Source organism: Amycolatopsis sp. NPDC114503 (genome assembly GCF_055633655.1).
Genome location: NZ_JBVKDT010000002.1, coordinates 977325 through 998194, shown reverse-complemented (window position 1 = coordinate 998194; position 20870 = coordinate 977325). Strand labels below are relative to the sequence as shown.

Genomic DNA, 20870 nt, shown 5'->3' with positions numbered 1-20870 from the left:
CTTTGTTACTGACTATCCACTGTGGACTAGCGGAGCAGGTGCCGTTCCAGGAACGGGTTCCGGAACTTCCCATCCGGGTCCAGCTCGGCCGCCAGCTCCCGGAACTGCCGCACCCCTTGGTGGTCGAGGTCCAAAGCCGCGCCGTGGAGCAGCTTCCCCCAATGGGCGCGAACGCCAAAGGGCGCCAGCTTCTCCTCGATCAACGGCAGCACCGCCTCCACCTCCGGCTGGCGCTGCTGCCAGGTGAAATGCACCGCTACCCGATCACCGCCATACGCTGGGCTCAGCCAGAGTTCGTCACCGGCGACAGTGCGGATTTCCGACACCACCAGCAGCGGCGCGATCCGGTCTCCGATGCCGCGCAACGCCTCGAACGCGGCAGCCGCATGGGCGCGCGGCACGAAGTACTCGCTTTGCAATTCCGCCCCGACGCTCGGCGCGAATTCCAGGCGGAAATGCGGCAGACGGGCGTACCACGGTCCGGGAACGCCGCCTTGCACTGTGGTGTTTTCCGCCGAAATGCCCGCTGCATGGGCGGGGTGGCGCGGACCGTCGGCGGGAAGTGCGCCGAACAGCGCATCGGGGATCTCGGCCGGGACGCGGTTCTTCAGCAGGACTTGGTCGACGACGTCGCGCGCCCAGTTCGTGAACAGGCTGACGCTGTAGCCCGAGGCCTGGATGTCGTCGAAGTGGTCGAGCGCGGCGGACCACGGGAGAGCGTCGAAAACGTCTTGGCGTACCGAAAAAGTTGGCTCTAGGTCGAGGGTGAGCCGGGTGAGGACGCCGAGTGCGCCGACGTTCACGACCACTCCGGGGAACTCGGCGTCGGCGCGGGAGAAGGTGCGCAGGGAGCCGTCGGCGGTGAGGAGTTCGACGGCGGACACTGCCGAGGCCAGGCCTGGCAGTCGCTGTCCGGAGCCGTGGGTGCCGGTCGCGACGCTGCCGGCGACGGTGATGTGGGGGAGCGACGCCAGGTTGGCCAGGGCGTACCCGGCTTCGTGCACCTGTGCGACCACGTCGCCGTAGCGGGTCGCGCCGCCGATGGTGAGCGTCTCGGCGGTGATTTCCGGGGCGATGTCGAGCGCGGAGAGATCGAGTTGGACGCCGCCCGGGGTGTCGGCGACCGTGTTGAAGCTGTGTCGGCTGCCGAGCGCTTTGACTCGGGTCGCGCTGGCGACGAGTTCCTGTGCCTCGGTAAGGGTGTGCGGGGCGAGGATCTCGCGGGCGCGGTAGGTGAGATTGCCAGCCCAGTTTTCGATCACGAACGCCGAGCCTAACCGGCCCCGGCGCGGCAGACTGGGGGCAGGCCGAGGCGAGGAGACCCGACATGCATTCCGCTGGACTCGTGCTGCACCCGCGCCGCGACTCGAAAGCCGCGGTCGACGCGGTGCTGGGCTGGGCCGCCGGACGCGGGATCGAGATCCTCGGCATCGCGGACGAGATCGCGCGGGTCGACTGTTCGGCGACCGGCGTCCAGCCCGCTGAACTGGGCAAACGGTCGGATCTGGTGGTCAGCCTCGGCGGCGACGGCACCATGCTGCGCGCGATGCGGCTCGCCGACGGGCAGCACGCGCCGGTGCTCGGCGTGAACCTCGGGAAGCTCGGGTTTCTCGCCGAGGTCGACGTCCCGGACCTGCCGCTCGCGCTGTCCGCCATCGACCGGGAAGAGTTCACCGTCGAGCCCCGGATCGCGGTGGACGCGCGGTTCGGCGGCCGGATCGAGACGGCGTTCAACGACGTCGCGGTGGTGCGCGTGCCCGGCGACGGGAGTGCCGTGGTCGCGGTGCTGGTGAACGGCGAGCAGTTCGTGAGCTACGCGGCGGACGCGGTCGTGGTCGCGACGCCGACCGGGTCCACCGCGTACAGCTTCTCCGCCGGAGGCCCGATCACGAGCCCTGCGGTGGAAGCGCTGCTGGTCACGCCCGCCGCGCCGCATTCGGCGTACAGCCGCGGCGTCGTGTTGTCGGTGCACGACACCGTGACGCTGCAGGTGCTGCCGTCGAGCGGGCGGCTCGCGGTGGAGGTCGACGGCCAGGTCGCGGGGTACGTCGGGCCCGGCGAAACGATCGACCTGCACGCCCGGCCGAACGCGGCCCGCGTGGTCCGGCTCGGCATGACGACCTTCTACCAGCGCGCCCGGCGCAAGCTGCGGCTGACCGATTCGGCGGAGATTCCGCTGTCCTGAGCAGGCCGCGCGTTCGCCTGGTAATCGCGCGCTGACCTGCAGTGTTCTCGTTCGTGCTGTGCCTGCCGTCACTTGTCGGTGACATTGCCGTGTCCTGTTCGTAATGTCGTGGCGGCTTTGCGACCGAACGAGGAGATGGTGGTGCGAGGTGTCCGGTAGACATCGGGACGGATCGAAGTCGTGGCGGCTGCCGGCCGCGGCGGGCGTGCTGGCCGTCGGCGCGCTGGCGGTGCCGGTGTGGCTGACCGCGGGCGCGGTCGAGCCGCAGCAGTTCCCGGCCGCGGCCGCGGAGATGCACGCGTTCAGCGCGCCGCGGGCGTCGAGCACCGCTCCGTCCGCCACTTCGACGCCGCCGGCGACGTCTTCCAGTGCTGCCCCGACGACGTCTTCGTCTTCGCCTTCGCCGACCAGCAAAACGACTTCGAGCACTCCGGCGGCAAAGGCGTGTTCGTCCACTTTGGGCGGTACGCAGCCCGCGGTGGCCCAAGCGGGCAATTACCTCAAGGAGAAATTCTCGGTGGAGACGGTCGGCGGCCGGGCCGGACGGTCCGGCGCGAGCGACCATCCGGCCGGTCTCGCGCTGGACTTCATGGTCGACACGAAGACCGGAAACGCTTTGGCCGCTTACGTTCTCGAGCATCAGAGCGAACTCGGCGCGAAGTACGTGATCTGGCAGCAGCGCTACAACGACGGCGGCGGCTGGTCGGCGATGGAGGACCGCGGCGGCGAGACCGCGAACCATTACGACCACGTCCACGTTTCGTTCGAGCGCGGCGCGAAGGTGTCGGTCACCTGCTGACACCCGACTTTCGGAGGTGGGCCGGATTCGTCGCGGAGAGCACACTGTGCGCGGCCGATTGGTCACCGTCCGCGCGTGGTGACCTTCCTTCGCTGCGTGAGGAGCTCCGATGGCGGGCAAGTTCTCGATCCGGCTCACTCTCAGCGTCGTCGGAGTGCTGGTCGCACTCGGCGGCACCACGACCGCCGCAGCCGCCGCCGCGCCGGACGATCCGGTTTCGTGGCGCGTACCCGCTACGCCCGCGCAGGCCGCTGACCTGGCCCGCGCCGGGTTCGATGTCACGGGGACCAGCCCTGGCGTGGCTTACGTGGTCGGGAACCAGGCTGTCGCCGGGCAGCTGCGGGACCGCGGTTATGCGCCGGAATTCTTCGACACTGTCTACAAGGGAGTGACGACGCGCGCCGCGGGCGACACGTTCTACGGCGGCTACCGGACTGTTCCGGCGCAAGAAGCCCACCTCGCGAAAGTCGCGGCGGCGCACCCGGATCTGGCGACCGAGTACACGCTCGGCCAGTCGTGGCGGAAGACCCAGGGCCTGGGCGGCCACGACATCAACGCGATCTGCCTGACGAAGAAGCAGGACGGCGACTGCACGCTGTCCACGAACTCCCCGAAGCCGAAATTCGTGCTGATGGCGCAGATCCACGCCCGGGAAATCTCCACCGGAGAGGTCGCCTGGCGCTGGATCGACTACCTCGCCGACGGGTACGCCACCGACGCCACCGCGAAGTCCATTTTGGACACCACTGAGGTGTGGGTGGTGCCGATCGCGAACCCGGACGGCGTCGACATCGTGGCTTCCGGCGGGAATTCGCCGAAACTGCAGCGCAAAAACGCGGACACCAGCCAGGGCAACTGCGGCGGCACGAACAACGGCATCGACCTGAACCGCAACTCGACCTTCCGCTGGGGCGCGGACTCGGACTCGCCGTGCGCGGAGACCTACCAGGGGCCGAGCGCCGGTTCGGAACCCGAAGTCCAGGCACTGGAAAAGCTTTTCCGCTCGATCTACCCGGAACAGCGCGGCAGCGGCGACAACGATCCCGCGCCCGACACCGCCCGCGGCACGATGATCACGTTGCACAGCTACGGAAACGACATCATCGTTCCGTGGGGCTTCACGTCCGACCCCGCGCCGAATGACGCCGCGCTGCGCAAGCTCGGCGCGAAGTTCAGCGACTCGAACGGATATCTGGTGGGGACGAACACGGAAACCGTGGGCTATTCGACCAGCGGCACGACGGACGACTTCACCTACGGCGCGCTGGGGGTCGCGAGCTACACGTTCGAGATGGGCGGACAGAGCGGCAGCTGCGGCGGGTTCTTGCCGCGGTATTCGTGCGTGGACGGCACCTTCTGGCCGAAGAACAAGGGCGCACTGATCACGGCGGCCCAGTCTGCGGCGGCTCCGTATCAGCAGTAGGCGCGGCGCGGTGCGCCCAGGCGTGTGACGCCTGGGCGCACCGTAGCGTGTCTGGAGTGGACTACCTGCGGTGGCGCGACGACATGCGCCAAGCGATCGACGGCTACCTGCCCCGTATTCAGGCCGTCTTCAGCCGCTTCGGCGAGCTTGAGCCGGACACGGTGACGGACGAGGTCGATTCAGCCGCGCTGCGGAAAGCCGAGGAGACCGATCCGCCGCTGCCGCGGGCGCTGCTTGAGCTGTACGGGTCCATCCGGGAAGCCAGCTTCGCGCACCTGCACAACGCTTACTTCATTCACTCCCTCGCCTTGGTGCTGGACAGCCTGCACCGCAGCGACACTCCCGCCTGGGCGCCCGAAGCCACCGATGAGCGGCTTGCCGTCTTCGCCTCGGACGGCGGCGGACGCCTGTTCGCGGTCGGATACCGCAGCGGGACCGTGTTCAGGCTGCCGGTCGGCACCGTCGTGGACCAGGTCTACGACGGCTCGATCGACTCCGTCGGGCCGGGCGAGATCGCGAAGGACGTCCCGGATTTCCTGGACCGGCTTCTGGGCCTCGCGCGAGCCTTCGGCGACGAGCCGGACGAGGAATACGACGTCATGTGACGGCTCGTTACCTTCAGTTAACTCGTCGGGCGACCTATCTCACCCTGCTATCCGGAAGAACGTCACGATCCTGGTGATGTCATATGTACGTACATCCCGTACAGTAGTTCTGTAGCAGAACTACTTGAGCGGGAGGCGGCAGTGACGATCGGCCTGGAGCGGGCTCGGCCGGCGGTCGTGCGGGACCATCCGAACGCAGGCTGGTTCGCCGTCGGCGCGGTGTGTTTCGGGGCCTTCATGGGGCAGCTCGACGCCAGCATCGTCACGCTCACCTTTCCCGCGCTGCAGCACGAATACGGGGCTCCGCTGGCCGCCGTCCAGTGGGTGTCGCTGTCGTATCTGCTCGCGCTGGTGGGATTGCTGGCCGCGGTCGGGCGGGTCGCCGACGCGGTCGGGCGCAAGCTCACCTACGTGCAGGGGTTCGGCGTGTTCACCGTCGCGTCGATCGCGTGCGGGCTCGCGCCGACGCTCGGCTGGCTGGTCGCGTTCCGGGTGGTGCAGGCGATCGGCGCGGCGATGTTGCAGGCCAACAGCGTCGCGCTGGTGGTGCGCAGCGTGCGCGAGGACCGGGCGCGCGCCGCGCTCGGGGTGCAGGCGGCGGCGCAGGCGCTCGGGCTCGCGCTCGGCCCGGCGGTGGGCGGGCTGCTGGTCGACACTGTCGGCTGGCGGTGGGTCTTCCTGGTCAACGCGCCGGTCGGACTGGCCGGGCTGATCGCCGGGCGCTACCTCCTGCCGCGCACCCGCGAGCGCACGCCGCTGGGGCGCTTCGACGGGGCGGGGGTCGGGTTGCTGGCGACCGCGTCGACGGCGTTGCTGCTGGTGATTTCCGGGGTGTCCGGGCTGGAGATGCCGGGGTGGCTGCTCGTCGCGCTGGCCGGGGCGGCGGTGTGCGCGGCGATCGGGTTCGTGCTGCGGGAAAAGGCGGCGAGCAGCCCGATCTTGCAGCTGTCGGTACTGCGGCCGCCGGTGGTGTCGCTGGGGCTGGCCGGGGCGCTGTGCGGATACCTCGTGCTGTTCGGGCCGCTGACGTTGCTGCCGCAGGTGCTCGGCACGGCGGGCGGGACCGGCGCGGTGCTGACCTGTCTTCCCGCCGGGTTCGCGGTCGCGGCGGTGCTGGCCGACCGGGTGCTGCCGAAGCGGCTCGGTTCGCGCGGACGCACGGTGCTGGGCGCGCTCGTCGCGGCGGCGGGATGCGCGGCGCTGGGGCCGGCGTCCGCTCCGTGGGAGGTGGGCGTGTCGCTGGTGGTGGCCGGGCTCGGTCTGGGAGTGTTCATTCCAGCCAACAACTCGGCTGTCATGAGCGCGATCCCGGCGCGGATGTCGGCCACCGGAGGAGGACTGGTCAACATGGCGCGCGGATTGGGGACGGCGCTGGGCGTTGCGCTCGTGACACTGTGCCTGCACACCGGCGGCGAAACGGCCGCGCTGGCGGTCCTGGCCGGCGCCGGCGTCCTGGCCGCGGCGACCGGACTGGCGGCGCGCCCGGAGCGGGCCCGGTGACCGCGCCCGAACCCGCGCTCGCTGATGTCGTCGCGCGGCTCCGGCGAGCGATGCGACGGGCCGCGCGCACTGCGGATCCGGACAACACGTTGTCGGTGGCGCAGCTGGAGTTGTTGTCGTGCCTCTTCGAGAATCCCGGTGCGCGGCCGAGCCGGATCGCGCAGTTGCTGAAGCTCGCGCCGAATTCGGTGACGACGATGGTCACGGGGTTGCGTTCGCGGGACCTCGTGACCCGCACCAGCGGTGGCGACGACCGGCGGACGGTGGCGCTCGAACTCACCGATACGGGCCGGGCCGCGGTCGAGCGGTGGCAGGGGCACAACGCGGCGATCCTGGCCGCGGCGCTGGACGGAGTGCATCCGGCGTGGCGGCATCTGATCGCGGCGGCGGTGCCCGCGTTGAACGAGCTGGTGGGGGCGATCGACGCGTTGGCGGAGTCGGGGCAGCCGCACTGAACCGGGCGAGGTTTCGCGGCGGCGGGGTCATCGGCTTCGCTTTCCGCGCTTGAGTGGTGCCCGCGTTGAGCGCGGTCGATCGCACGGAATCGGCGCGCTTTCTAGTAGGACCGGCTGACGGCAGCCGGTTTCCGCGATCCGAGCGGCGGTCCCGTGGCTCGCGTCGTAGCCGGAACAACGGAGTTCACCGCGGGCCGGTCGGCTGTCGCGTCGCATGAGTCCGGCCAATCGCGCTGAGCGGGCCTAAAGCGCGGGCGGCCCGGCCTCGACCCGGCGCAGCACGTGCTCCAGCTTGTCCTCCTCCGGGCTCCCGAACGGAAGGCTCTCCTCCCACCACGTGACACCGGCCTCGGCGAACGGTTCCACGACGCTTCGCGCCTGGACCGGGTCGGTCGGGCTCGTTCCGCCGAAGACCACGTCGAACGGCGCGTCGGTCTCCCGCTCGCTCCGGATGTAGCCGATCATGTCCCGCACTTCGGACACCTCGGGCAAACCCTTGGCGCCAGCGGATTCGAAGATCGGCACCACCCCGTCCCAGCGAGCCGCGCGGCGCATCGGGCGGCGGTTGGGCCATCGGCCCGCCACCCAGACCGGCGGGCGCGGGCGTTGCACCGGCGTCGGAAGCAGCGTGATGTCGCGGGCGGTGAAGTGCTTGCCGGAGAACGTCACCGGGTCGCCGGTCCACAGCTGGGCGATCAGGTCGATGCCCTCGTCCAGCTTCTCGGCGACCGCCTTCGGGTCGGCCGATTCGCCGAAGTCGCCGAACTCCGCTTCCAGCGGCGCGCCCAGTCCGACGCCGAACACCACCCGGCCGCCGGACAGGTTGTCCAAAGTGGACACCACGCGGGCGAGCTGCTGCGGGCGGCGGCGCGCGACGGGCGTGACCATCGGGCCGAGCCGGATCCGGCTGGTGGCGAGCGCGGCGGCGGCGAGCAGGATCCACGGATCGCCGAAGAGGCGGCCGGGACGTTTGTCCAGCACCAGGTGGTCCCAGACGAACAGGCCGTCCCAGCCTGCCTCTTCCGCGGCCGTGGCGACCTTGGCCACCGCGCGCGGGTCGGCGAAATCGCCGAAGTTCGGGATGCAGACCGAGAAACGCATGATCGCAACCCTGCCCAGCCCGCGCGAACGCGTCAAACGGATTTGCCCGCCACGAAGGTCTGCCGCACCTTCGCCCGTAGCAGAGCGTCTGGCGCTTCGGCGAACGGATCGACATCCAGCACGACGAAATCCGCCGCCAAACCCGGCGCGAGCTGACCGGTCAGCCCGTCCCATCGGCACGCGTACGCGGCATCGCGGGTGCCGTGGGCGAGGGCTTCGGCCAGGGGGAGGGCGAATTCCGGCAGGTTGGGTTCCAGGTCAGGATTCAGCGCGGACCGGCGGGTCGTCGCGATGTACATGTTCGGCAGCGGCGGATGCGGCGCGGTCGGGGCGTCGGAGCCGAACGCGAGGACGCCGCCGGCGGAAGTGATCTCCGGCCACGGGAAGCCTCGCCGCACCCGGTCGTCGCCCAGTTTCGCGCGCCAGTTTTCCTGGATCGCCGGGTCGGCGTGCACCGGCTGCATCGACGCGACGGCACCGAGTCCGGCCAGCCGTTTGACGTTTTCCGCGGTCACGGTCTCCAGGTGTTCGAGCCGATGCCGCCGGTCGCGCGGTCCGTTCACCTCGATCGCGTGCTCCAGCGCCGACAGCGCGATGTCCGACGCTTCGTCGCCGATGGCGTGCATCGCGACCTGCAGACCCGCCGCGTCCGCCGCCGCCACGACCGGGGCCAGCGCTTCCGACGGCCACAGCGGTCCGGGGTGACTGCCGTCGGCGAACGGCTTTTTCATGGCCGCGGTGCAGGTGTCGATGACTCCGTCGACCATCAGCTTGATCCCGGCCACCCGAAGCCACGGCCCGGACAGCCGCGCGCTCAGCTCGGCCGCGCGCTCGACCTGCCGGAGATCGTCCCGGGTGTTTCCGGTGCGCTCGATCAGCCAGTGTCCGGCGACGCGCATCGGAAGCCGCCCGCCTTCGAGGGCTCGTTCCAGGGTGGCGAGATCGGCCTCGGTGAGCGCCATGTCGACAGCGGTCGTGACGCCGTCCGCGAGGTATTGCGCGAACGCGGATGCCAGCGCACGGTCGCGGTCGGCGTCGCTGGTCTGGTCGTCGAGGAAGTGCCGCATCAGTTGCAGCGCAGCGGTTTCGTACAGCATCCCGTCCGGTTCGCCGGTCTCGTCGCGGCCGATCCGCCCGTCGAGCGGGTCGGGTGTGTCGCGGTCGATGCCCAGCTCGCGCAAGGCGGCGCTGTTGACCCACGCGGAGTGGACGTCGTTCGCGGCGAGGTAGACCGGCCTGTCCGGGATCACCGCGTCGATCAGCCGCCGGTGCGGAGCTTGGCCGCCGAGTGCGTCGAAAAGCCAGCTGCGGCCGAGGATTCGCGGTGCCGCCGGATCGTCCGCCGCGGCGCGGGCGAGCCGGTGCTGGATGTCTTCGGGGGAGGTGGCGGAGAACAGATCGACTTGCTCCAGCGCTTCGCCCATCGACACCAGATGCGTGTGCGCGTCGACGAAACCGGGCAGCACGAAGGCTCCGTCCAGTTCGACCACTCGCGCCTCGATCTGGTCGGCCTCCGCGGTGCTGCCCACGTATTCGATGGTTTCGTCGCGCACGACCATGGATTCCGCCCATCCGGACGCGCTCGCGGTGAAGATCCGGCCGCCGCGGTAGTGCACCGGGGTCATCGGGCCACCACCGTTTCCGCCGCGGCGAACGTGCGCCAGCCGGTCAAGGTGTTCGGGTTGCCCGCGTGCACCCGGACGGTGCGGGCGGCGGGTTCGATCAGGACGGTGGCCAAGGTCGCCCACCGGTCGCCGAACGCGGCGTCCGGATCCGGGACGCAGCACAGCTTCGGTTCGCCTGGCCCGGAGCGAAGGAAGGCGACGAGATCGACGGCGTGCGTGGGCGTCGGGTAGTCCTGCAGCCGGGCGGTTACCAGCGCGTGCCGAAGCTGGGAATCCGGTTCGAACAGTCCGGGTTTCTCGCGGGCGGCGGTGTGAGAGTCGAGGAAGTGGTTGGTGTGCACCAGAAAACCTGCTTCGGGGTCGAGGGTGGTCACTCCGGCCGGGCTCAGCTCGGCGCAGACTGCGGAGTCGGGATCGAGCAGCGTGAAGGCTCCGGAGGTGCGGATCGGGGCTGTCCGAAGCAGGTCGAGTGCTTCGGCGGTGCTGCCTGCCTCGCCGAGGACAGCCGCGGCCAGCACGTGGACCGGGACACCGGCGGCGGAATCGTCCTGGTGGCCGAGGATGGTGAAGAACAGGCCGAGACCTGCGCTGTTGACGCCGATCTTGCCGAGGATGCCGTGTTCGGTGATCCCGGCGAAGGCGTATCGCGTGCCGCGTACTTCCTGGGTGTGCCAGCAGTTCGACAGTTCGGTGTGCCAGTCCCAGGTTTGGATTCCGAACGGCGAACTGGAGCCGGGAACACACACGAGGGTCGAGCATTCCGGCTGCGTGCGCGGCTCGGCGGCGATGATCTCGGTCCGTCCGTTGAGTGCTGCTGCTTGCCACAGCTCGATTCCGGCGCCTGCGGCGATGCCAGTGATTTCGTCGGCGTAGCAGCTTCGCCACACGGAGACGTTGTCCAGCAACCGGAGCGCGTCGGTCCGGATCTGCTGTTCGGGAATGCCGAGGGTGTCGAACCAGCGCAGGTACAGCTCCAGCGCGTCGGCGAGGCCGGCTCGCAGCTGGGTGCCGCGCGAAACGCCGCGGGCGTGCGGATCGGAGTCGTTGACGAGCAGGTGCATTCTGTTCCTTGCGATCGAGGTCAGGCCGTGGCGCGGGGACGGCCGGCGAGCAGGTAGACGGCGGCGGCGAGCAGCATTCCGGCCGGCAGCGAGAAGTCGATCCCGCCGGCCGCGCTCGCCACGAATCCGGTGTACATCCCGGGAACGGCGAGGCAGGAGGCCGACGCGGTCGCGCCGAGGACAAGGGCCGCGATGCCGGGCCAGTGCACGCCGCCGACGTACCAGAACGGACCGCCGCGGCGTTCGTCGGCGAGCGCGTGGCCGTCGTAGCGGTTGCGGCGAAGGAGAAGGTCGGTCGCGTAGATCGCCATCATCGGGCCGAGCACGACGACCATCAGCTGCATCATGTCGTTGACTGCCTTGAGAAAATCCGACACGAGCAAGGCGTACAGCGTGAGCAGCACTCCGGCGGTGCCGTCGAGCAGGACGCTGCGGGAACGGCGCAGGCGGACGCCGATCGCCTGCAGTGCGAGGCCGGAGCTGTAGACGGTCATCGCGTTGTTGGCGATCGCGCCGAGGATCACCGCGATCAGGAAGATCGGCGTAAACCACGGCGGCAGAACGGATTCCAGCGCGGCTTGCGGGTCGCTCATGTCCAAAGTGGTCGCGGCGAACGCACCGAGCGCGGTGAACACGATGCTCGGCAGGAAGGCTCCGGCGGCGGTCCAGGCGGCGACGGCGAACGGTTTGGTGTCGCGCGGAAGATACCGCGCGAAGTCCGCACTGTTGTTGTAGGACAACGAAGCGGACGCGACCAGCGCCACGCCGCCGGCCAGCGCCGCCCACAGCGCGACGCCGTGCAGCGGCGTCGCGGGCTGGTAGCTCCACGCGGTGTGCCGGATCAGGAAACCGCCCAGCACCAGGAAAACCGCGGTCGTCACGATGGCGAGCGGCAGGTAGAGGCGCACGATCACGGAGTGGCCGTAGACGCTGATCGCCAGCGTCGCGGCGGCGATCGCGACGATCACGAGGACTTTGCCCAGGGTGTTCAGCTCGATGCCGAGCCGCGAGCACAGGCTGAACGCGGTCACCGAAGCCGCCGACCAGCTCAAGGCCACGTAGCAGACCGAAACGAGCCAGCCGTTGAGCCCGATCACGAAGCGGTTGCCGCGCGTGCCGAACATCGCCCGCATGATGACCTCGCTCGGCGCGCCCGCCGCCGGGCCGCTGACCGCGACGAGGCCGACCAGCACCCAGCACAGGTTGCCCACGACGATCGCCGCGAGTGCCTGCAGCAGGCTCAATCCGCTGAGCACCAGCGCGCCGCCGACGACCAGGCTGAGGTAGCTGACGTTGGGCGCGGCCCACACCCCGAACAGGTCGCGGGCCCGGCCGTGCCGCTCGTCGTCGCCGATGACGTCGATGCCGTGGGCTTCCACCCGGGGGCCGCGCCCGGAGCGGGCCGGGGGCGGCGCGGCCGTGCCGGGCGACACGGGCGGGGTGGCGGGAGCGGTCATGGCGAACCTCCGGACCGGGGAAGTGACCCGGGCCACGGTAAGGACCCAAATCGATTTGGGCAACGGTCGGTTTCCGGGAGGTGCCAAAACGATTTGGACCAGGTTAAGATCGTGCGTCATGGCCGGGAAAAGAACGCGCGCGACCATCAAGGACGTCGCCCGCCGCGCCGGGGTTTCGGCGACCACGGTGTCGCACGCCTTCAGCGGGAACGGGACAGTCGCGCCCGGCACCGCGGAGCAGGTCCGGGAGGCAGCGCGCGAGCTGGGCTACCGGCCGGACGCGATCGCGCGCGGGCTGCGCTCCAGCAGGCTCGGGGTGCTCGGGCTGGTGGTCCGGCCGCTCGATCCGCTGGACACCGCGTTCCTGGAAGGCGTCGACTACTTCCTGCGGTTCGCCGGGTCCGCCGCGCTGGCCGCGGTCGAGCGCGGGTACGGGCTGATGCTGGTGCCCGATCCGGCGCGCGCCGACGCCTCGGCGGTCGGGCTCGCCTGCGACGGATTCCTGATCACCGAACCGGTCGAGAACGATCCGCTGATCACGATGCTGACGCGGGATTGCGTGCCGTTCCTCGGCGTCGGCCGGGATCCGCTGCGCCCGCCGTCGGAGGATTACCTCGACCTCGCCACGAAACAGGTCGTCACCGAGGTGCTGGACCATTTGGCCGAGGCGGGCGGCAAGCGGGTCGCGGTGGTGCTGGGCACCGACCCCAACGAATGGAACCGGGACGCCGAAAGCGCTTACCTGGCTTGGGCTTCAGAGCGCGGACAGCAGCCGCTGGTAGCGGCTCGGGCCGAGGTCACCGGCGAGGCGGGAGGAGTTTCGGCGGGCGAGGAGCTGCTCGGACTGGCCTCGCCGCCGGACGCGGTCTACTGCCAGACGGGACGGCACGCGGCCGGAGTGCTGGCCGCCGCGCGGGCTCGAGGGCTTGCGGTGCCGGGAGACCTGCTCATCGCGGGAGGATCGGATTCCGAGCAGACCCGCTCGTCGGTCCCGCCGATCACCTCAGTGGACTTGCGTCCAGTGCAATTGGCGCGCACCGCGGTCGCGGTGCTCGCCGATCGCATTGAGGGCGTTGAAAAACCGCTTGTCCCCGGGCCGGCGGAGTACGAACTGGTAGTGCGCGGATCGACCCGGGGACAAGCGGCTGTCTAGTCGTGCGTCAGGCGTGCGGGACCGCTCCGACGCGCGAGTCGCGCGGCCGCATCGCCGTGAGCGCTCCGCTGAGCGCGAGCCGGCCGGGGCCGGTGAACGCGAGCAGCAGCAGCGCCCAGCAGAACATCGCGGCCGCTTCGCCGCCGTTCTCGATGGGGAAAAGCCCTTGTGACACATGGACGGAGAAGTAGGCGTACGCCATCGAACCGGACCCGATCAGGGCCGCGATCCGGGTGGCGACGCCGAGCAGCACGAGCCCGCCGGCGACGAGCTGGATGAGCGCGGCCCACCAGCCCGGCCAGGAGCCCACCTGTGCCGCGCCGTGCGCGCCGAACACTCCGAACAGCGATTTCACGCCGTGGCAGGCGAAAAGGAACCCGACGACGATGCGGAACAAACCGAGCGCGTAATCCTGTGCCGCGTCCAGCCGGTGCATGATGCCTCCACATAGGACGACTCAGGCGGACGGCGACGTCCGTTCGGACACCATGACCAGTCCGCAGAGTGGTCCAGACCTTTCCTGGACCGGTGTCAGGTATACCGGTGACCGGAGTCTCGGCGATACCTGCGAAAGTCAGGTTTCGCCTGATTCAGGGGGTGTGGTAAGGGTCGGGGAACGGGGTGACGTCCGGTTCGGGGAAGGAGCAGGTCCGTTGGGAGCAACGGGGTTTCCGGCATCTGCCGGACGGGCGGCGGCAGGCGAGACGAAGCCGCGGCGCGCGGATTCCGCGGCGGGCAAAGCGGTTTCAGGGCCACGGGGGAGCGGCGGCCCGAAAACCAGGTCCGGACCTGGTTTTCGGATTCGGTGCTCCCTTTACCGGTTCACAGCGCGATGACGATCTTGCCGTGGACGTGCCGCCCGGCCTGCATCGTCACGGCTTCGCGGATCTGCTCGACTGGGAAGGTCGCCGCGATCGGCACGGTGAGTCCGCCGGAACTGATCGCATCGGTGATCCGTTCGAGGGCGCCGGACTCCGCGTCGAACGCACCCGTCGCGCGCACGCCCGGAAGGGCGGGACCGTCGGCGACGGTGGAGATCCGCTCGGGCGGCACGCCGAGTTCGAGTGCGGTCTCGGCTGTTTCCCGGCCGAACAGGTCGGTCGCCGCGGTGATCCCTTCCGGTGCCAAGGCTCGCACTCGGGCCGCGAGGCCGGGGCCGTACGCCACGGGTTCGGCGCCGAGTTCGCGCAGGAAGCCGAACGTGCGCTCGGAGGCGGTGCCGAGCACCCGGGCACCCGCCAGTTTCGCCAGTTGCACGGCGAAGACGCCCACGCCGCCCGCCGCCCCGCCGATCAGGACGGTGTCTCCGGCGCGGAGCCCGATCGCGGCCAGCGCGGCGGAGGCCGTCAGTCCGGCGACCGGAAGCGTGCTCGCCACCTCGTCGCCGATGCCGTCCGGAATGCGCCACAGCGTCGTGGCTGGGGTCTTGACCACGACGAAATCGGCGACGGATCTTCCAATCGCGCCCCCGTAAACCCGGTCGCCCGCCGCGAATCCGGCGGCTCCGTCTCCGACCTCGTCGACTACTCCGGCGAAGTCGCTGCCGAACCCGGCGGGCAGGGCGATGCCGAACCGCGCCGCCATCTCGGGCTGGGCGGCGATCTGCCAGTCCATCGGATTCAGCCCGGCGGCGGCGACCCGGACGCGAACCTCGCCCGGTCCGGCGTGCGGTTCGGGCACCTCCTCCAGTTCGAGTGCTTCCAGACCGCCGAATCGCCGGTAGCGGACAGCTTTGCTCATCTCGTGCTACTCCTCGGGGCAGTGATGGGACTTGGTCTCATCAACCGTACCCGAGTGACGGGACCAAGTCCCGTAGACTTCTCTCATGGCTCGCTGGCAACCCGACGCACCAGGGCGGCTCGCCGCCGCGGCCCTCGACCTGTTCGAGGAACGCGGCTACGAGAACACGACCGTGATCGAGATCGCGGAGCGCGCGGGTCTCACCAAGAGCACGTTCTTCCGGTATTTCCCGGACAAGCGCGAGGTGCTCTTCGGCGAAAGCGCGATGACCGGCCTGCTGGTCGAGGCGATCGCCGCGGCTCCGTCCTCGGCCGGGCCGCTCGAGGCGGTGGCGCACGCGCTGGACGTGCTCGGCCGGGAGGTTTTCACGGTCGACCGTCGCGAATTCAGCGCCCGGCGTCAGGCCGTGCTGGACGCTAATCCGGAGCTGGGGGAACGCGAGGCGCGGAAGAGGATCGGTCTTACCGGTTCAATGATCGAAGCGCTCGAACGTCGCGGTGTTCCGGAGCGGACCGCGCGGGTGGCCGGAAAACTGGGCGCGCTCGCCTGGGAGATTGCCCATGACCAGTGGATTGCCACGAGCGGCGGCGAGGAGTTCGGTTCTTTGGTGCGGCAGGTGCTCGCCGAGGTGCGTGAGGTCAGCGCCGCCTGCTGAGGATGCCGGTCGGCATCGAACGCCAGGGGTGCCTCAAATCAAGACTGCGGCGGCCAGCCGGATTCCAGCAGTGAGAACACGGACGCCAGCGCCGCAGCGGGATCCGGCGCGGTGCCCGTGAGATCCGGGATCTCCAGCACGAACCGCGCCAGCGCGCGCACCGCTGGATCATCCGGCGACAGGCCGCTCTCGTCGGCCAGGGCAGCCGTGAGGTCGGGTTCGCAGGAATGCCACAGCTTCCGCGCGTACTCGCGCAGGGCGGGCGTGTGCACGATCAGGTCGCGTTTCGGGGCGTGTTCGGCTGGGATGTCCGTTGAGTACGGGCCGCGGGCGGCGAAGAATCGGTGCAGGGCGGCGAGAATCGGCTCTTCCCGGTCGCGGACCGCGGCGACGATTCCGGCGCGGCGTTCCGAACCGTCGTCGAAGATCAGGGCGTCTTTGCCGTCCGGGACGTGGGCGAAGAGGGTCGCGACGGAGATGTCGGCCTCCTCGGCGATCTGCGCGACGGTCACCCCGTCGTAACCGTGCTCCAGGAACAGCCGCAGTGCGACCTCGTCCAGCCTGCGCCGGGTTTCGAGCTTGCGGCGTTCGCGCCGTCCCGTGTTGACCACGACCCCCACTGTACCCAAAACTGAATTGGGTTTAAAGTTGGAATCACTTTAGTTTTAGGAGGGTGTCATGGCGGTGCTGGTGACCGGGGGCAATGCCGGGATCGGCTACTTCGTCGCGGAGCAGCTGGCCGAGGCAGGTACGGAGGTGGTGCTCGGCAGCCGAGACTCGGCGAAGGCGGAGGTCGCGTTGATGGTTCTTCGCGAGCGGGTGCCGGGGGCGCGGGTGTCGTGGGTGCGGCTGGACCTTGCGGACTTGGCCTCGGTGAAGGGGGTCGAGGCCGGGGAACTCGAGGCGGTTGTGCTGAACGCGGGCGTGTATCTCGACGGGCCGCAGCGGCGGGAGACCGAGGACGGGCACGAGATGACGTTCGGGGTCAATCACCTCGGGCACTTCGCGCTGACTGCGGCGCTTCAGGATCAGCTCAAGCCGGGCGCGAGGATCGTGACGACAGGGAGTTTCGCGGCGAAATCAGCGAAGCTCGATTTCGAGGATCTGCAGAGCACGCGCGACTACCAGCCGAAAACTGCCTACGAGCGGTCGAAGCTCGCGCAAACGCTGTTCGCGCTGGAGCTGGATCGACGGCTGAGGGCGGCGGGCAGCAGCAGGCTGAGTGTCGTCGCACATCCCGGCGGGGCGCTGGACAGTCTGACTCCAGACCGGCCGCCGCTGCACGTGCGCAGCACGAAGCACAAGCTGAGCCTCGCGCGAATCGCCTTGCAGGGCAAGGACGGCGGCGCGCGGCCGGCGGTGCGGGCGGCGGTCGGCCCGGATGTCCACAGTGGTCAGATCTGGGGTCCGCGCGTGTTCGGCCTCAAGGGACGGCCTCGGCCGGAGCCGGTGCGCGGGCCGTACGCGGACGCCGAAGCCGCCGCCCGGTTGTGGGCGGCGAGCGCGGAACTGACCGGGGTCGAGCCGGCGGTCAGCTGACGTCGATCAGCACCTTCCCGGTGACGCCCTTCTCCGACGCCTCGTGCGCGCGAGCGGTTTCCGCCAGCGGGAACCGGTGCACGGGCAGGCCGTGATCGGGGCCGAGCCGGAGGCCGCCGTCGACCAGGGCGGCGTTCAGGTCTTCGGCACCGGCGCGAAGGCGGTCGAATCCGACGGTGTAGAGCACCAGGAATTGGTAGCGGCTGTTGAGGAAAACGTTCTGTCCGAAGTCGACAGTCACGGTCCCGGTGCCGCGGTCGTCGCCGTAGGCCGCGACCACCCCGCGCGGGCGGAGCACCGCGGCGTGCAGGGGAGCGTTCACGCCGACGGCGACCTCCACGATCACATCCACGCCGTCCGGCGCGATGTCCCGGATCGCCGCGGCGACGTCTCCTTCGGTGTACCGCACGACGTGCTGAGCACCGGCGCCGCGCGCGAGCGCGGCTTTGTCCTCGGTGCTGACGGTGGCGATCACGGTCGCTCCGGCCCAGCGCGCCAGCTGGATCGCGGCGTTGCCGACCGCGCCCGCGCCGCCGCTGACCAGAACAGTCTTGCCGGCCAACGCATTCGGCGCCAGCCGCTGCGGTCCGTCCTCCGCGACGGTGAGCGCGCGGTGCGCGGTGAGTGCCGGGATCGCGAAAGCGGCGCCCTCGTCGAAGCCGACTCCGTCGGGGAGCGGCACGAGCCGGTCCGCCGGAAGCACGGTGTACTCCTGCGCGGTCCCGGACAACGGCGAGTGCGCGGCGGCCAGCAGCAGCCACACCCGGTCGCCCACGGAGAATCCGTCCACCCCGGCGCCGATCGCGTCCACGACGCCGGCTCCGTCCTGGTTGGGCACGGACAACTCCGCCTCGACGCCGAAACGAGAGCCGGAACGCGCCTTCCAGTCGGTCGGGTTCACCGCGGACACCGCGATCCGCACGCGCACCTCGCCCGGCCCCGGCTCGGGCACGGCGAGTTCGGACAACGTCAGCACTTCCGGGCCGCCGAACTGGCGGTAGGTCACAGCTTTCACCCTCGGTGCAATTCCCCGGCGGCCGCGGCTATTCCCGCCGCGTGCGTCAGCGGCCGCTGAGCCGCGCGATCACCGGGGCGAAGTCCTCGAGGAAAGCGCCGTTGACGCTGTAGTACGACACCCCGAGTTCCTCGCGCCGCCGCTCCAGCTCCTCGGCCATCGCGGCCGGGCCGCCGCGCAGGAGGGTGAGCGAATCGTGCTCGACGAGGGTTTCGAGGTCGTACCCGATGAAATTGCGGATCCACGGCGGGATTTCCTCGCCGACGACGAAAATGTTCATCGCCAGCTCGACCTCCCGGCCGCCGGCCGCGGCCCGGACCTCGGCGGTGCACTCCGCGGTCTCCGCCCGGCTCGCGAGGAGGCTGTGGGAGAGGGTGACGACATCCGCGCGTTCACCCGCCAGCCGGCGCGCTTTCGGCCCGCCCGCGGCGACCATCACCGGTGTGTGCTCGTCGCCGTCGAGGCGGCGCAGGTGCGAGATCGTGTCCGACACCTGGGCCAGCCGCTCCGGGCCGGTGCCGTACGGCAGGCCCAGTTCGGCGGCGGCTTCGCGCATCGGCGGGATCCCGGTGCCGATCCCCATCTCGAACCGGCGTTCGGTGAGCACGCTGAGGCTGTGCGCCTCCCACGCGGCCGCGCGCGGCGTGCGGAGCGGACTGGCGTACACGAACGTCCCGACCCGCAGTTCGGTCGTCACCGCCGCGGCGATGGCCAGCGAAGCGGTCGGGGTGGGGAAATGGAGATTGTCCGGAGACAGCAGGGTCGAGTAGCCGAGGTCCTCCGCCCGCCGGGCGGTCTCGCGCCATTTCGCTCCGCCCTCCTGCGCCGCCGCGACCACTCCGAACCGAAATGTTTTTCCCGCCATGGCACCAGAAAACCACGGCTGCCGCACTCGCGCCAGCAAATGCGGCAGCCGGGTTGAGTCAGCCGCGCTGGTACTGCTCCCAGGTCAGCTTCGGGTTGACCGCGGGGCCGTCGTCCTTGCCGTGGTCGGCCAGTCCGTTCTGCCCGAGGTAGTAGGCGCCGACCTGGTGCTGCGCGCCCGAGGACAGGTCCGGGTCGTTGACCGCGATCGCGTGGATGTGGTAGCCCCAGTCGCCCTGCGCGGGCGTGCGCACCCAGGCCGCGAACCCGACTTTACGGAGGTCCTTGGCGAATTCGGTGCGGGTCGCCGACGACATGTTCGCCACCGAAACGTCGAAAGCGCCGCCGCCGTCGTGCGTTCCGGCCGACGCGCCGACGCCGCCCGGGTTGTACGAACCCTGGGTGAGGCCGACCTCCTTGCCGTACAGCTTCTCCGCCGCCTGGAGCATCGCCTTGGTGCGGGTGTTCAGCGTGACGCCGTGATATGTCACGTGGCTGCCCGCGGATACCGGATTCGACACGCTGTACTTGCCGGCGCCGAGCTTCTCCAGCGACGTCTTGCCCGGCAGGCCGGAAGCGTCGATTCCGGTGTAGCCCAGCGACTTCTGGTACTTCGAGTAGGCGTCGATCGTGGTGGTGCCGAAGTAGCCGTCGACGTACTTGGCGTCCAGCAGCCCCTTGGCCTGCAACGCCTTCTCGACCAGCAGGACGCTGTCGTGCGCGCCCGGCGTCTGAGTGCTGTCGGCGCGCTGCGGGTCGATCTGGGCCGCCAGCAGCACGGCCTCCATGTTCGCCGCCGGCAGCGCCGCGGCTACGCCCGGAGCGGCGACGGCGACCGTGGCCGCCGCCGCGGCCCCGGCGGTGAGCACTGCGAGTTTCCTGAGCATCCGTGTCCTCCCGGTCCTGGTCGGTCCGGGCCGAGCATCGCCGAGCGGGATACACGGGACGTACAAATGCGCCTTGACCTCACTCCAGCCACTCGGTGACGAACCGGTCGTTCTCGTGGATGTGCACGGCCTCGTACGGTTCGGGCCCGAGCGAAACGAACTTGTGCGGCGTGTCCGGCGGCGCGACGAGCACCTCCCCGGCGACGCCCTCGCGCTGCTCGTCGCCGATCGTGAACAACGCGCGCCCGCGCTGGATGACGAAGGTTTCGCGGTAAGGGTGCCGGTGCAGCCGCGGTCCGGTGCCGGGCTCGGTGGCGTACTCGCGGATGACGGAGACGCTGGAGCCGACCTCGTAGCCCTCGACGTCCCGGGTGGCGGGTTCAGTCATGTCCGTGGACGTTAGCCCGCCGGAGAGGCTGCCGGGGCGAAACCGGCCGGATCCCGGCTAGGCGATGGTGCCGTTGGCCCTGGCCCGCCAGAGTTCCGTTCGCGCTTCGCGGGTGTTCTGCCGCTTCAGCCCGATGACTGCCCAGTCGCGCAGCAATTCGTCGGTGCCGTTGAGCTGGGCCGCGAGCACCGGCAGCGCTTCGGGGGATTCGGCCGTCCCGATGAGTTCCAGCAGCCGGCTGCGCAGGCCGCGGTGTTCGCGTTCGGCCTCGAACTCCGCGATCAACGCGGGGAGGTACTCGGCGGCGCGGTCGCGCAGCAACCCGAAGCCGTCCTCGGCGCGTTCCGGATCCCGGCTGCGCATCATGCGCATCGCCTCGTCGAAGCCTTTCGCCATGGCATCGAATCTGTCGGGAGAT

At 70.1% G+C, this 20870-nt stretch carries 22 protein-coding genes; 9 read left to right on the top strand and 13 right to left on the bottom strand.

Annotated features, from left to right (window positions below; all coding sequences use genetic code 11):
• Nucleotides 1-26: 26 nt before the first annotated feature.
• Nucleotides 27-1262 (bottom strand): FAD-binding protein, encoded by a 1236-nt coding sequence (locus ACZ7OI_RS12405; protein WP_470264251.1) that lies wholly within the window; start codon nt 1260-1262, stop codon nt 27-29.
• A 65-nt stretch (nt 1263-1327) separates the two neighbouring features.
• On the opposite strand from ACZ7OI_RS12405, the gene ACZ7OI_RS12400 reads away from it, so the two are divergent.
• The 6 genes from ACZ7OI_RS12400 to ACZ7OI_RS12375 all read left to right on the top strand — a co-directional run bounded on the left by ACZ7OI_RS12400 (nt 1328) and on the right by ACZ7OI_RS12375 (nt 6967).
• Complete coding sequence (locus ACZ7OI_RS12400) at nt 1328-2185, top strand: NAD(+)/NADH kinase (RefSeq protein ID WP_470264250.1); 858 nt, start codon at nt 1328-1330, stop codon at nt 2183-2185.
• Nucleotides 2186-2333: 148 nt separating this feature from the next.
• Nucleotides 2334-2984: a VldE C-terminal domain-containing protein gene (locus tag ACZ7OI_RS12395; RefSeq protein ID WP_470264249.1), complete on the top strand. Its 651-nt coding sequence runs from the start codon at nt 2334-2336 to the stop codon at nt 2982-2984.
• A 109-nt stretch (nt 2985-3093) separates the two neighbouring features.
• Nucleotides 3094-4407, top strand: a complete 1314-nt coding sequence (locus ACZ7OI_RS12390) for a M14 family zinc carboxypeptidase (protein ID WP_470264248.1) — start codon at nt 3094-3096, stop codon at nt 4405-4407.
• A 56-nt stretch (nt 4408-4463) separates the two neighbouring features.
• On the top strand, nt 4464-5012 hold the full coding sequence (locus ACZ7OI_RS12385; RefSeq protein ID WP_470264247.1) for a hypothetical protein: 549 nt from the start codon (nt 4464-4466) through the stop codon (nt 5010-5012).
• 141 nt (nt 5013-5153) lie between these two features.
• Nucleotides 5154-6512, top strand: a complete 1359-nt coding sequence (locus tag ACZ7OI_RS12380; protein ID WP_470264246.1) for an MFS transporter — start codon at nt 5154-5156, stop codon at nt 6510-6512.
• Nucleotides 6509-6967 (top strand): MarR family winged helix-turn-helix transcriptional regulator, encoded by a 459-nt coding sequence (locus ACZ7OI_RS12375; protein ID WP_182891926.1) that lies wholly within the window; start codon nt 6509-6511, stop codon nt 6965-6967. Before ACZ7OI_RS12380 ends, ACZ7OI_RS12375 begins: the two co-directional genes overlap by 4 nt.
• 243 nt (nt 6968-7210) lie before the next feature.
• On the opposite strand, the gene ACZ7OI_RS12370 is transcribed toward ACZ7OI_RS12375, so the two are convergent.
• Genes ACZ7OI_RS12370 through ACZ7OI_RS12355 form a run of 4 tightly spaced genes read right to left on the bottom strand, consistent with a single transcriptional unit; the run spans nt 7211 to nt 12211 of the window.
• On the bottom strand, nt 7211-8068 hold the full coding sequence (locus ACZ7OI_RS12370) for an LLM class flavin-dependent oxidoreductase (RefSeq protein ID WP_470264245.1): 858 nt from the start codon (nt 8066-8068) through the stop codon (nt 7211-7213).
• A 32-nt stretch (nt 8069-8100) separates the two neighbouring features.
• The gene (locus ACZ7OI_RS12365; protein WP_470264244.1) at nt 8101-9693 is read right to left on the bottom strand and encodes an amidohydrolase; all 1593 of its coding nucleotides are present in this window, start codon (nt 9691-9693) and stop codon (nt 8101-8103) included.
• Nucleotides 9690-10754, bottom strand: a complete 1065-nt coding sequence (locus tag ACZ7OI_RS12360; protein ID WP_470264243.1) for a C45 family autoproteolytic acyltransferase/hydolase — start codon at nt 10752-10754, stop codon at nt 9690-9692. Before ACZ7OI_RS12360 ends, ACZ7OI_RS12365 begins: the two co-directional genes overlap by 4 nt.
• Nucleotides 10755-10774: 20 nt before the next feature.
• Nucleotides 10775-12211: a purine-cytosine permease family protein gene (locus tag ACZ7OI_RS12355; RefSeq protein WP_470264242.1), complete on the bottom strand. Its 1437-nt coding sequence runs from the start codon at nt 12209-12211 to the stop codon at nt 10775-10777.
• A gap of 118 nt (nt 12212-12329) precedes the next feature.
• Between ACZ7OI_RS12355 and ACZ7OI_RS12350 the strand changes: the two genes are divergently transcribed.
• The gene (locus tag ACZ7OI_RS12350) at nt 12330-13364 is read left to right on the top strand and encodes a LacI family DNA-binding transcriptional regulator (RefSeq protein WP_470264241.1); all 1035 of its coding nucleotides are present in this window, start codon (nt 12330-12332) and stop codon (nt 13362-13364) included.
• A gap of 7 nt (nt 13365-13371) precedes the next feature.
• Here the strand turns inward: ACZ7OI_RS12350 and ACZ7OI_RS12345 are convergent, their stop codons facing one another.
• On the bottom strand, nt 13372-13800 hold the full coding sequence (locus ACZ7OI_RS12345; RefSeq protein ID WP_470264240.1) for a DoxX family protein: 429 nt from the start codon (nt 13798-13800) through the stop codon (nt 13372-13374).
• A 386-nt stretch (nt 13801-14186) separates the two neighbouring features.
• Nucleotides 14187-15104: an NADP-dependent oxidoreductase gene (locus tag ACZ7OI_RS12340; protein WP_470264239.1), complete on the bottom strand. Its 918-nt coding sequence runs from the start codon at nt 15102-15104 to the stop codon at nt 14187-14189.
• Nucleotides 15105-15189: 85 nt separating this feature from the next.
• Here ACZ7OI_RS12340 and ACZ7OI_RS12335 point away from each other — a divergent pair, with 85 nt between their 5' ends.
• Nucleotides 15190-15759, top strand: a complete 570-nt coding sequence (locus ACZ7OI_RS12335) for a TetR/AcrR family transcriptional regulator (protein WP_470264238.1) — start codon at nt 15190-15192, stop codon at nt 15757-15759.
• Between the two features lie 38 nt (nt 15760-15797).
• On the opposite strand, the gene ACZ7OI_RS12330 is transcribed toward ACZ7OI_RS12335, so the two are convergent.
• The gene (locus ACZ7OI_RS12330) at nt 15798-16370 is read right to left on the bottom strand and encodes a TetR/AcrR family transcriptional regulator (protein ID WP_470264237.1); all 573 of its coding nucleotides are present in this window, start codon (nt 16368-16370) and stop codon (nt 15798-15800) included.
• Nucleotides 16371-16437: 67 nt separating this feature from the next.
• Here ACZ7OI_RS12330 and ACZ7OI_RS12325 point away from each other — a divergent pair, with 67 nt between their 5' ends.
• The gene (locus ACZ7OI_RS12325) at nt 16438-17298 is read left to right on the top strand and encodes an SDR family NAD(P)-dependent oxidoreductase (protein WP_470264236.1); all 861 of its coding nucleotides are present in this window, start codon (nt 16438-16440) and stop codon (nt 17296-17298) included.
• Here ACZ7OI_RS12325 and ACZ7OI_RS12320 read toward each other — a convergent pair.
• The 5 genes from ACZ7OI_RS12320 to ACZ7OI_RS12300 all read right to left on the bottom strand — a co-directional run bounded on the left by ACZ7OI_RS12320 (nt 17291) and on the right by ACZ7OI_RS12300 (nt 20848).
• On the bottom strand, nt 17291-18313 hold the full coding sequence (locus ACZ7OI_RS12320) for an NADPH:quinone reductase (RefSeq protein ID WP_470264235.1): 1023 nt from the start codon (nt 18311-18313) through the stop codon (nt 17291-17293). The genes ACZ7OI_RS12325 and ACZ7OI_RS12320 overlap by 8 nt on opposite strands.
• A gap of 46 nt (nt 18314-18359) precedes the next feature.
• Nucleotides 18360-19178, bottom strand: coding sequence for an LLM class flavin-dependent oxidoreductase (locus ACZ7OI_RS12315; protein ID WP_470264234.1), 819 nt, complete (start codon nt 19176-19178; stop codon nt 18360-18362).
• 58 nt (nt 19179-19236) lie between these two features.
• Nucleotides 19237-20064, bottom strand: a complete 828-nt coding sequence (locus tag ACZ7OI_RS12310; RefSeq protein WP_470264233.1) for a peptidoglycan-binding domain-containing protein — start codon at nt 20062-20064, stop codon at nt 19237-19239.
• Between the two features lie 79 nt (nt 20065-20143).
• Nucleotides 20144-20452: a cupin domain-containing protein gene (locus ACZ7OI_RS12305; RefSeq protein ID WP_116205631.1), complete on the bottom strand. Its 309-nt coding sequence runs from the start codon at nt 20450-20452 to the stop codon at nt 20144-20146.
• A gap of 57 nt (nt 20453-20509) precedes the next feature.
• The gene (locus ACZ7OI_RS12300; protein WP_470264232.1) at nt 20510-20848 is read right to left on the bottom strand and encodes a hypothetical protein; all 339 of its coding nucleotides are present in this window, start codon (nt 20846-20848) and stop codon (nt 20510-20512) included.
• Nucleotides 20849-20870: the final 22 nt, after the last annotated feature.

What these genes read in the sequence shown, in the direction of transcription:
- ACZ7OI_RS12400 (WP_470264250.1), top strand. Translation starts at nt 1,328, where the DNA reads ATGCATTCCGCTGGACTCGTGCTGCACCCGCGCCGCGACTCGAAAGCC.
- ACZ7OI_RS12390 (WP_470264248.1), top strand. Translation starts at nt 3,094, where the DNA reads ATGGCGGGCAAGTTCTCGATCCGGCTCACTCTCAGCGTCGTCGGAGTG.
- ACZ7OI_RS12370 (WP_470264245.1), bottom strand. Translation starts at nt 8,068, where the DNA reads ATGCGTTTCTCGGTCTGCATCCCGAACTTCGGCGATTTCGCCGACCCG.
- ACZ7OI_RS12365 (WP_470264244.1), bottom strand. Translation starts at nt 9,693, where the DNA reads ATGACCCCGGTGCACTACCGCGGCGGCCGGATCTTCACCGCGAGCGCG.
- ACZ7OI_RS12360 (WP_470264243.1), bottom strand. Translation starts at nt 10,754, where the DNA reads ATGCACCTGCTCGTCAACGACTCCGATCCGCACGCCCGCGGCGTTTCG.
- ACZ7OI_RS12355 (WP_470264242.1), bottom strand. Translation starts at nt 12,211, where the DNA reads ATGACCGCTCCCGCCACCCCGCCCGTGTCGCCCGGCACGGCCGCGCCG.
- ACZ7OI_RS12350 (WP_470264241.1), top strand. Translation starts at nt 12,330, where the DNA reads ATGGCCGGGAAAAGAACGCGCGCGACCATCAAGGACGTCGCCCGCCGC.
- ACZ7OI_RS12345 (WP_470264240.1), bottom strand. Translation starts at nt 13,800, where the DNA reads ATGCACCGGCTGGACGCGGCACAGGATTACGCGCTCGGTTTGTTCCGC.
- ACZ7OI_RS12340 (WP_470264239.1), bottom strand. Translation starts at nt 15,104, where the DNA reads ATGAGCAAAGCTGTCCGCTACCGGCGATTCGGCGGTCTGGAAGCACTC.
- ACZ7OI_RS12335 (WP_470264238.1), top strand. Translation starts at nt 15,190, where the DNA reads ATGGCTCGCTGGCAACCCGACGCACCAGGGCGGCTCGCCGCCGCGGCC.
- ACZ7OI_RS12325 (WP_470264236.1), top strand. Translation starts at nt 16,438, where the DNA reads ATGGCGGTGCTGGTGACCGGGGGCAATGCCGGGATCGGCTACTTCGTC.
- ACZ7OI_RS12315 (WP_470264234.1), bottom strand. Translation starts at nt 19,178, where the DNA reads ATGGCGGGAAAAACATTTCGGTTCGGAGTGGTCGCGGCGGCGCAGGAG.
- ACZ7OI_RS12310 (WP_470264233.1), bottom strand. Translation starts at nt 20,064, where the DNA reads ATGCTCAGGAAACTCGCAGTGCTCACCGCCGGGGCCGCGGCGGCGGCC.
- ACZ7OI_RS12305 (WP_116205631.1), bottom strand. Translation starts at nt 20,452, where the DNA reads ATGACTGAACCCGCCACCCGGGACGTCGAGGGCTACGAGGTCGGCTCC.
- ACZ7OI_RS12300 (WP_470264232.1), bottom strand. Translation starts at nt 20,848, where the DNA reads ATGGCGAAAGGCTTCGACGAGGCGATGCGCATGATGCGCAGCCGGGAT.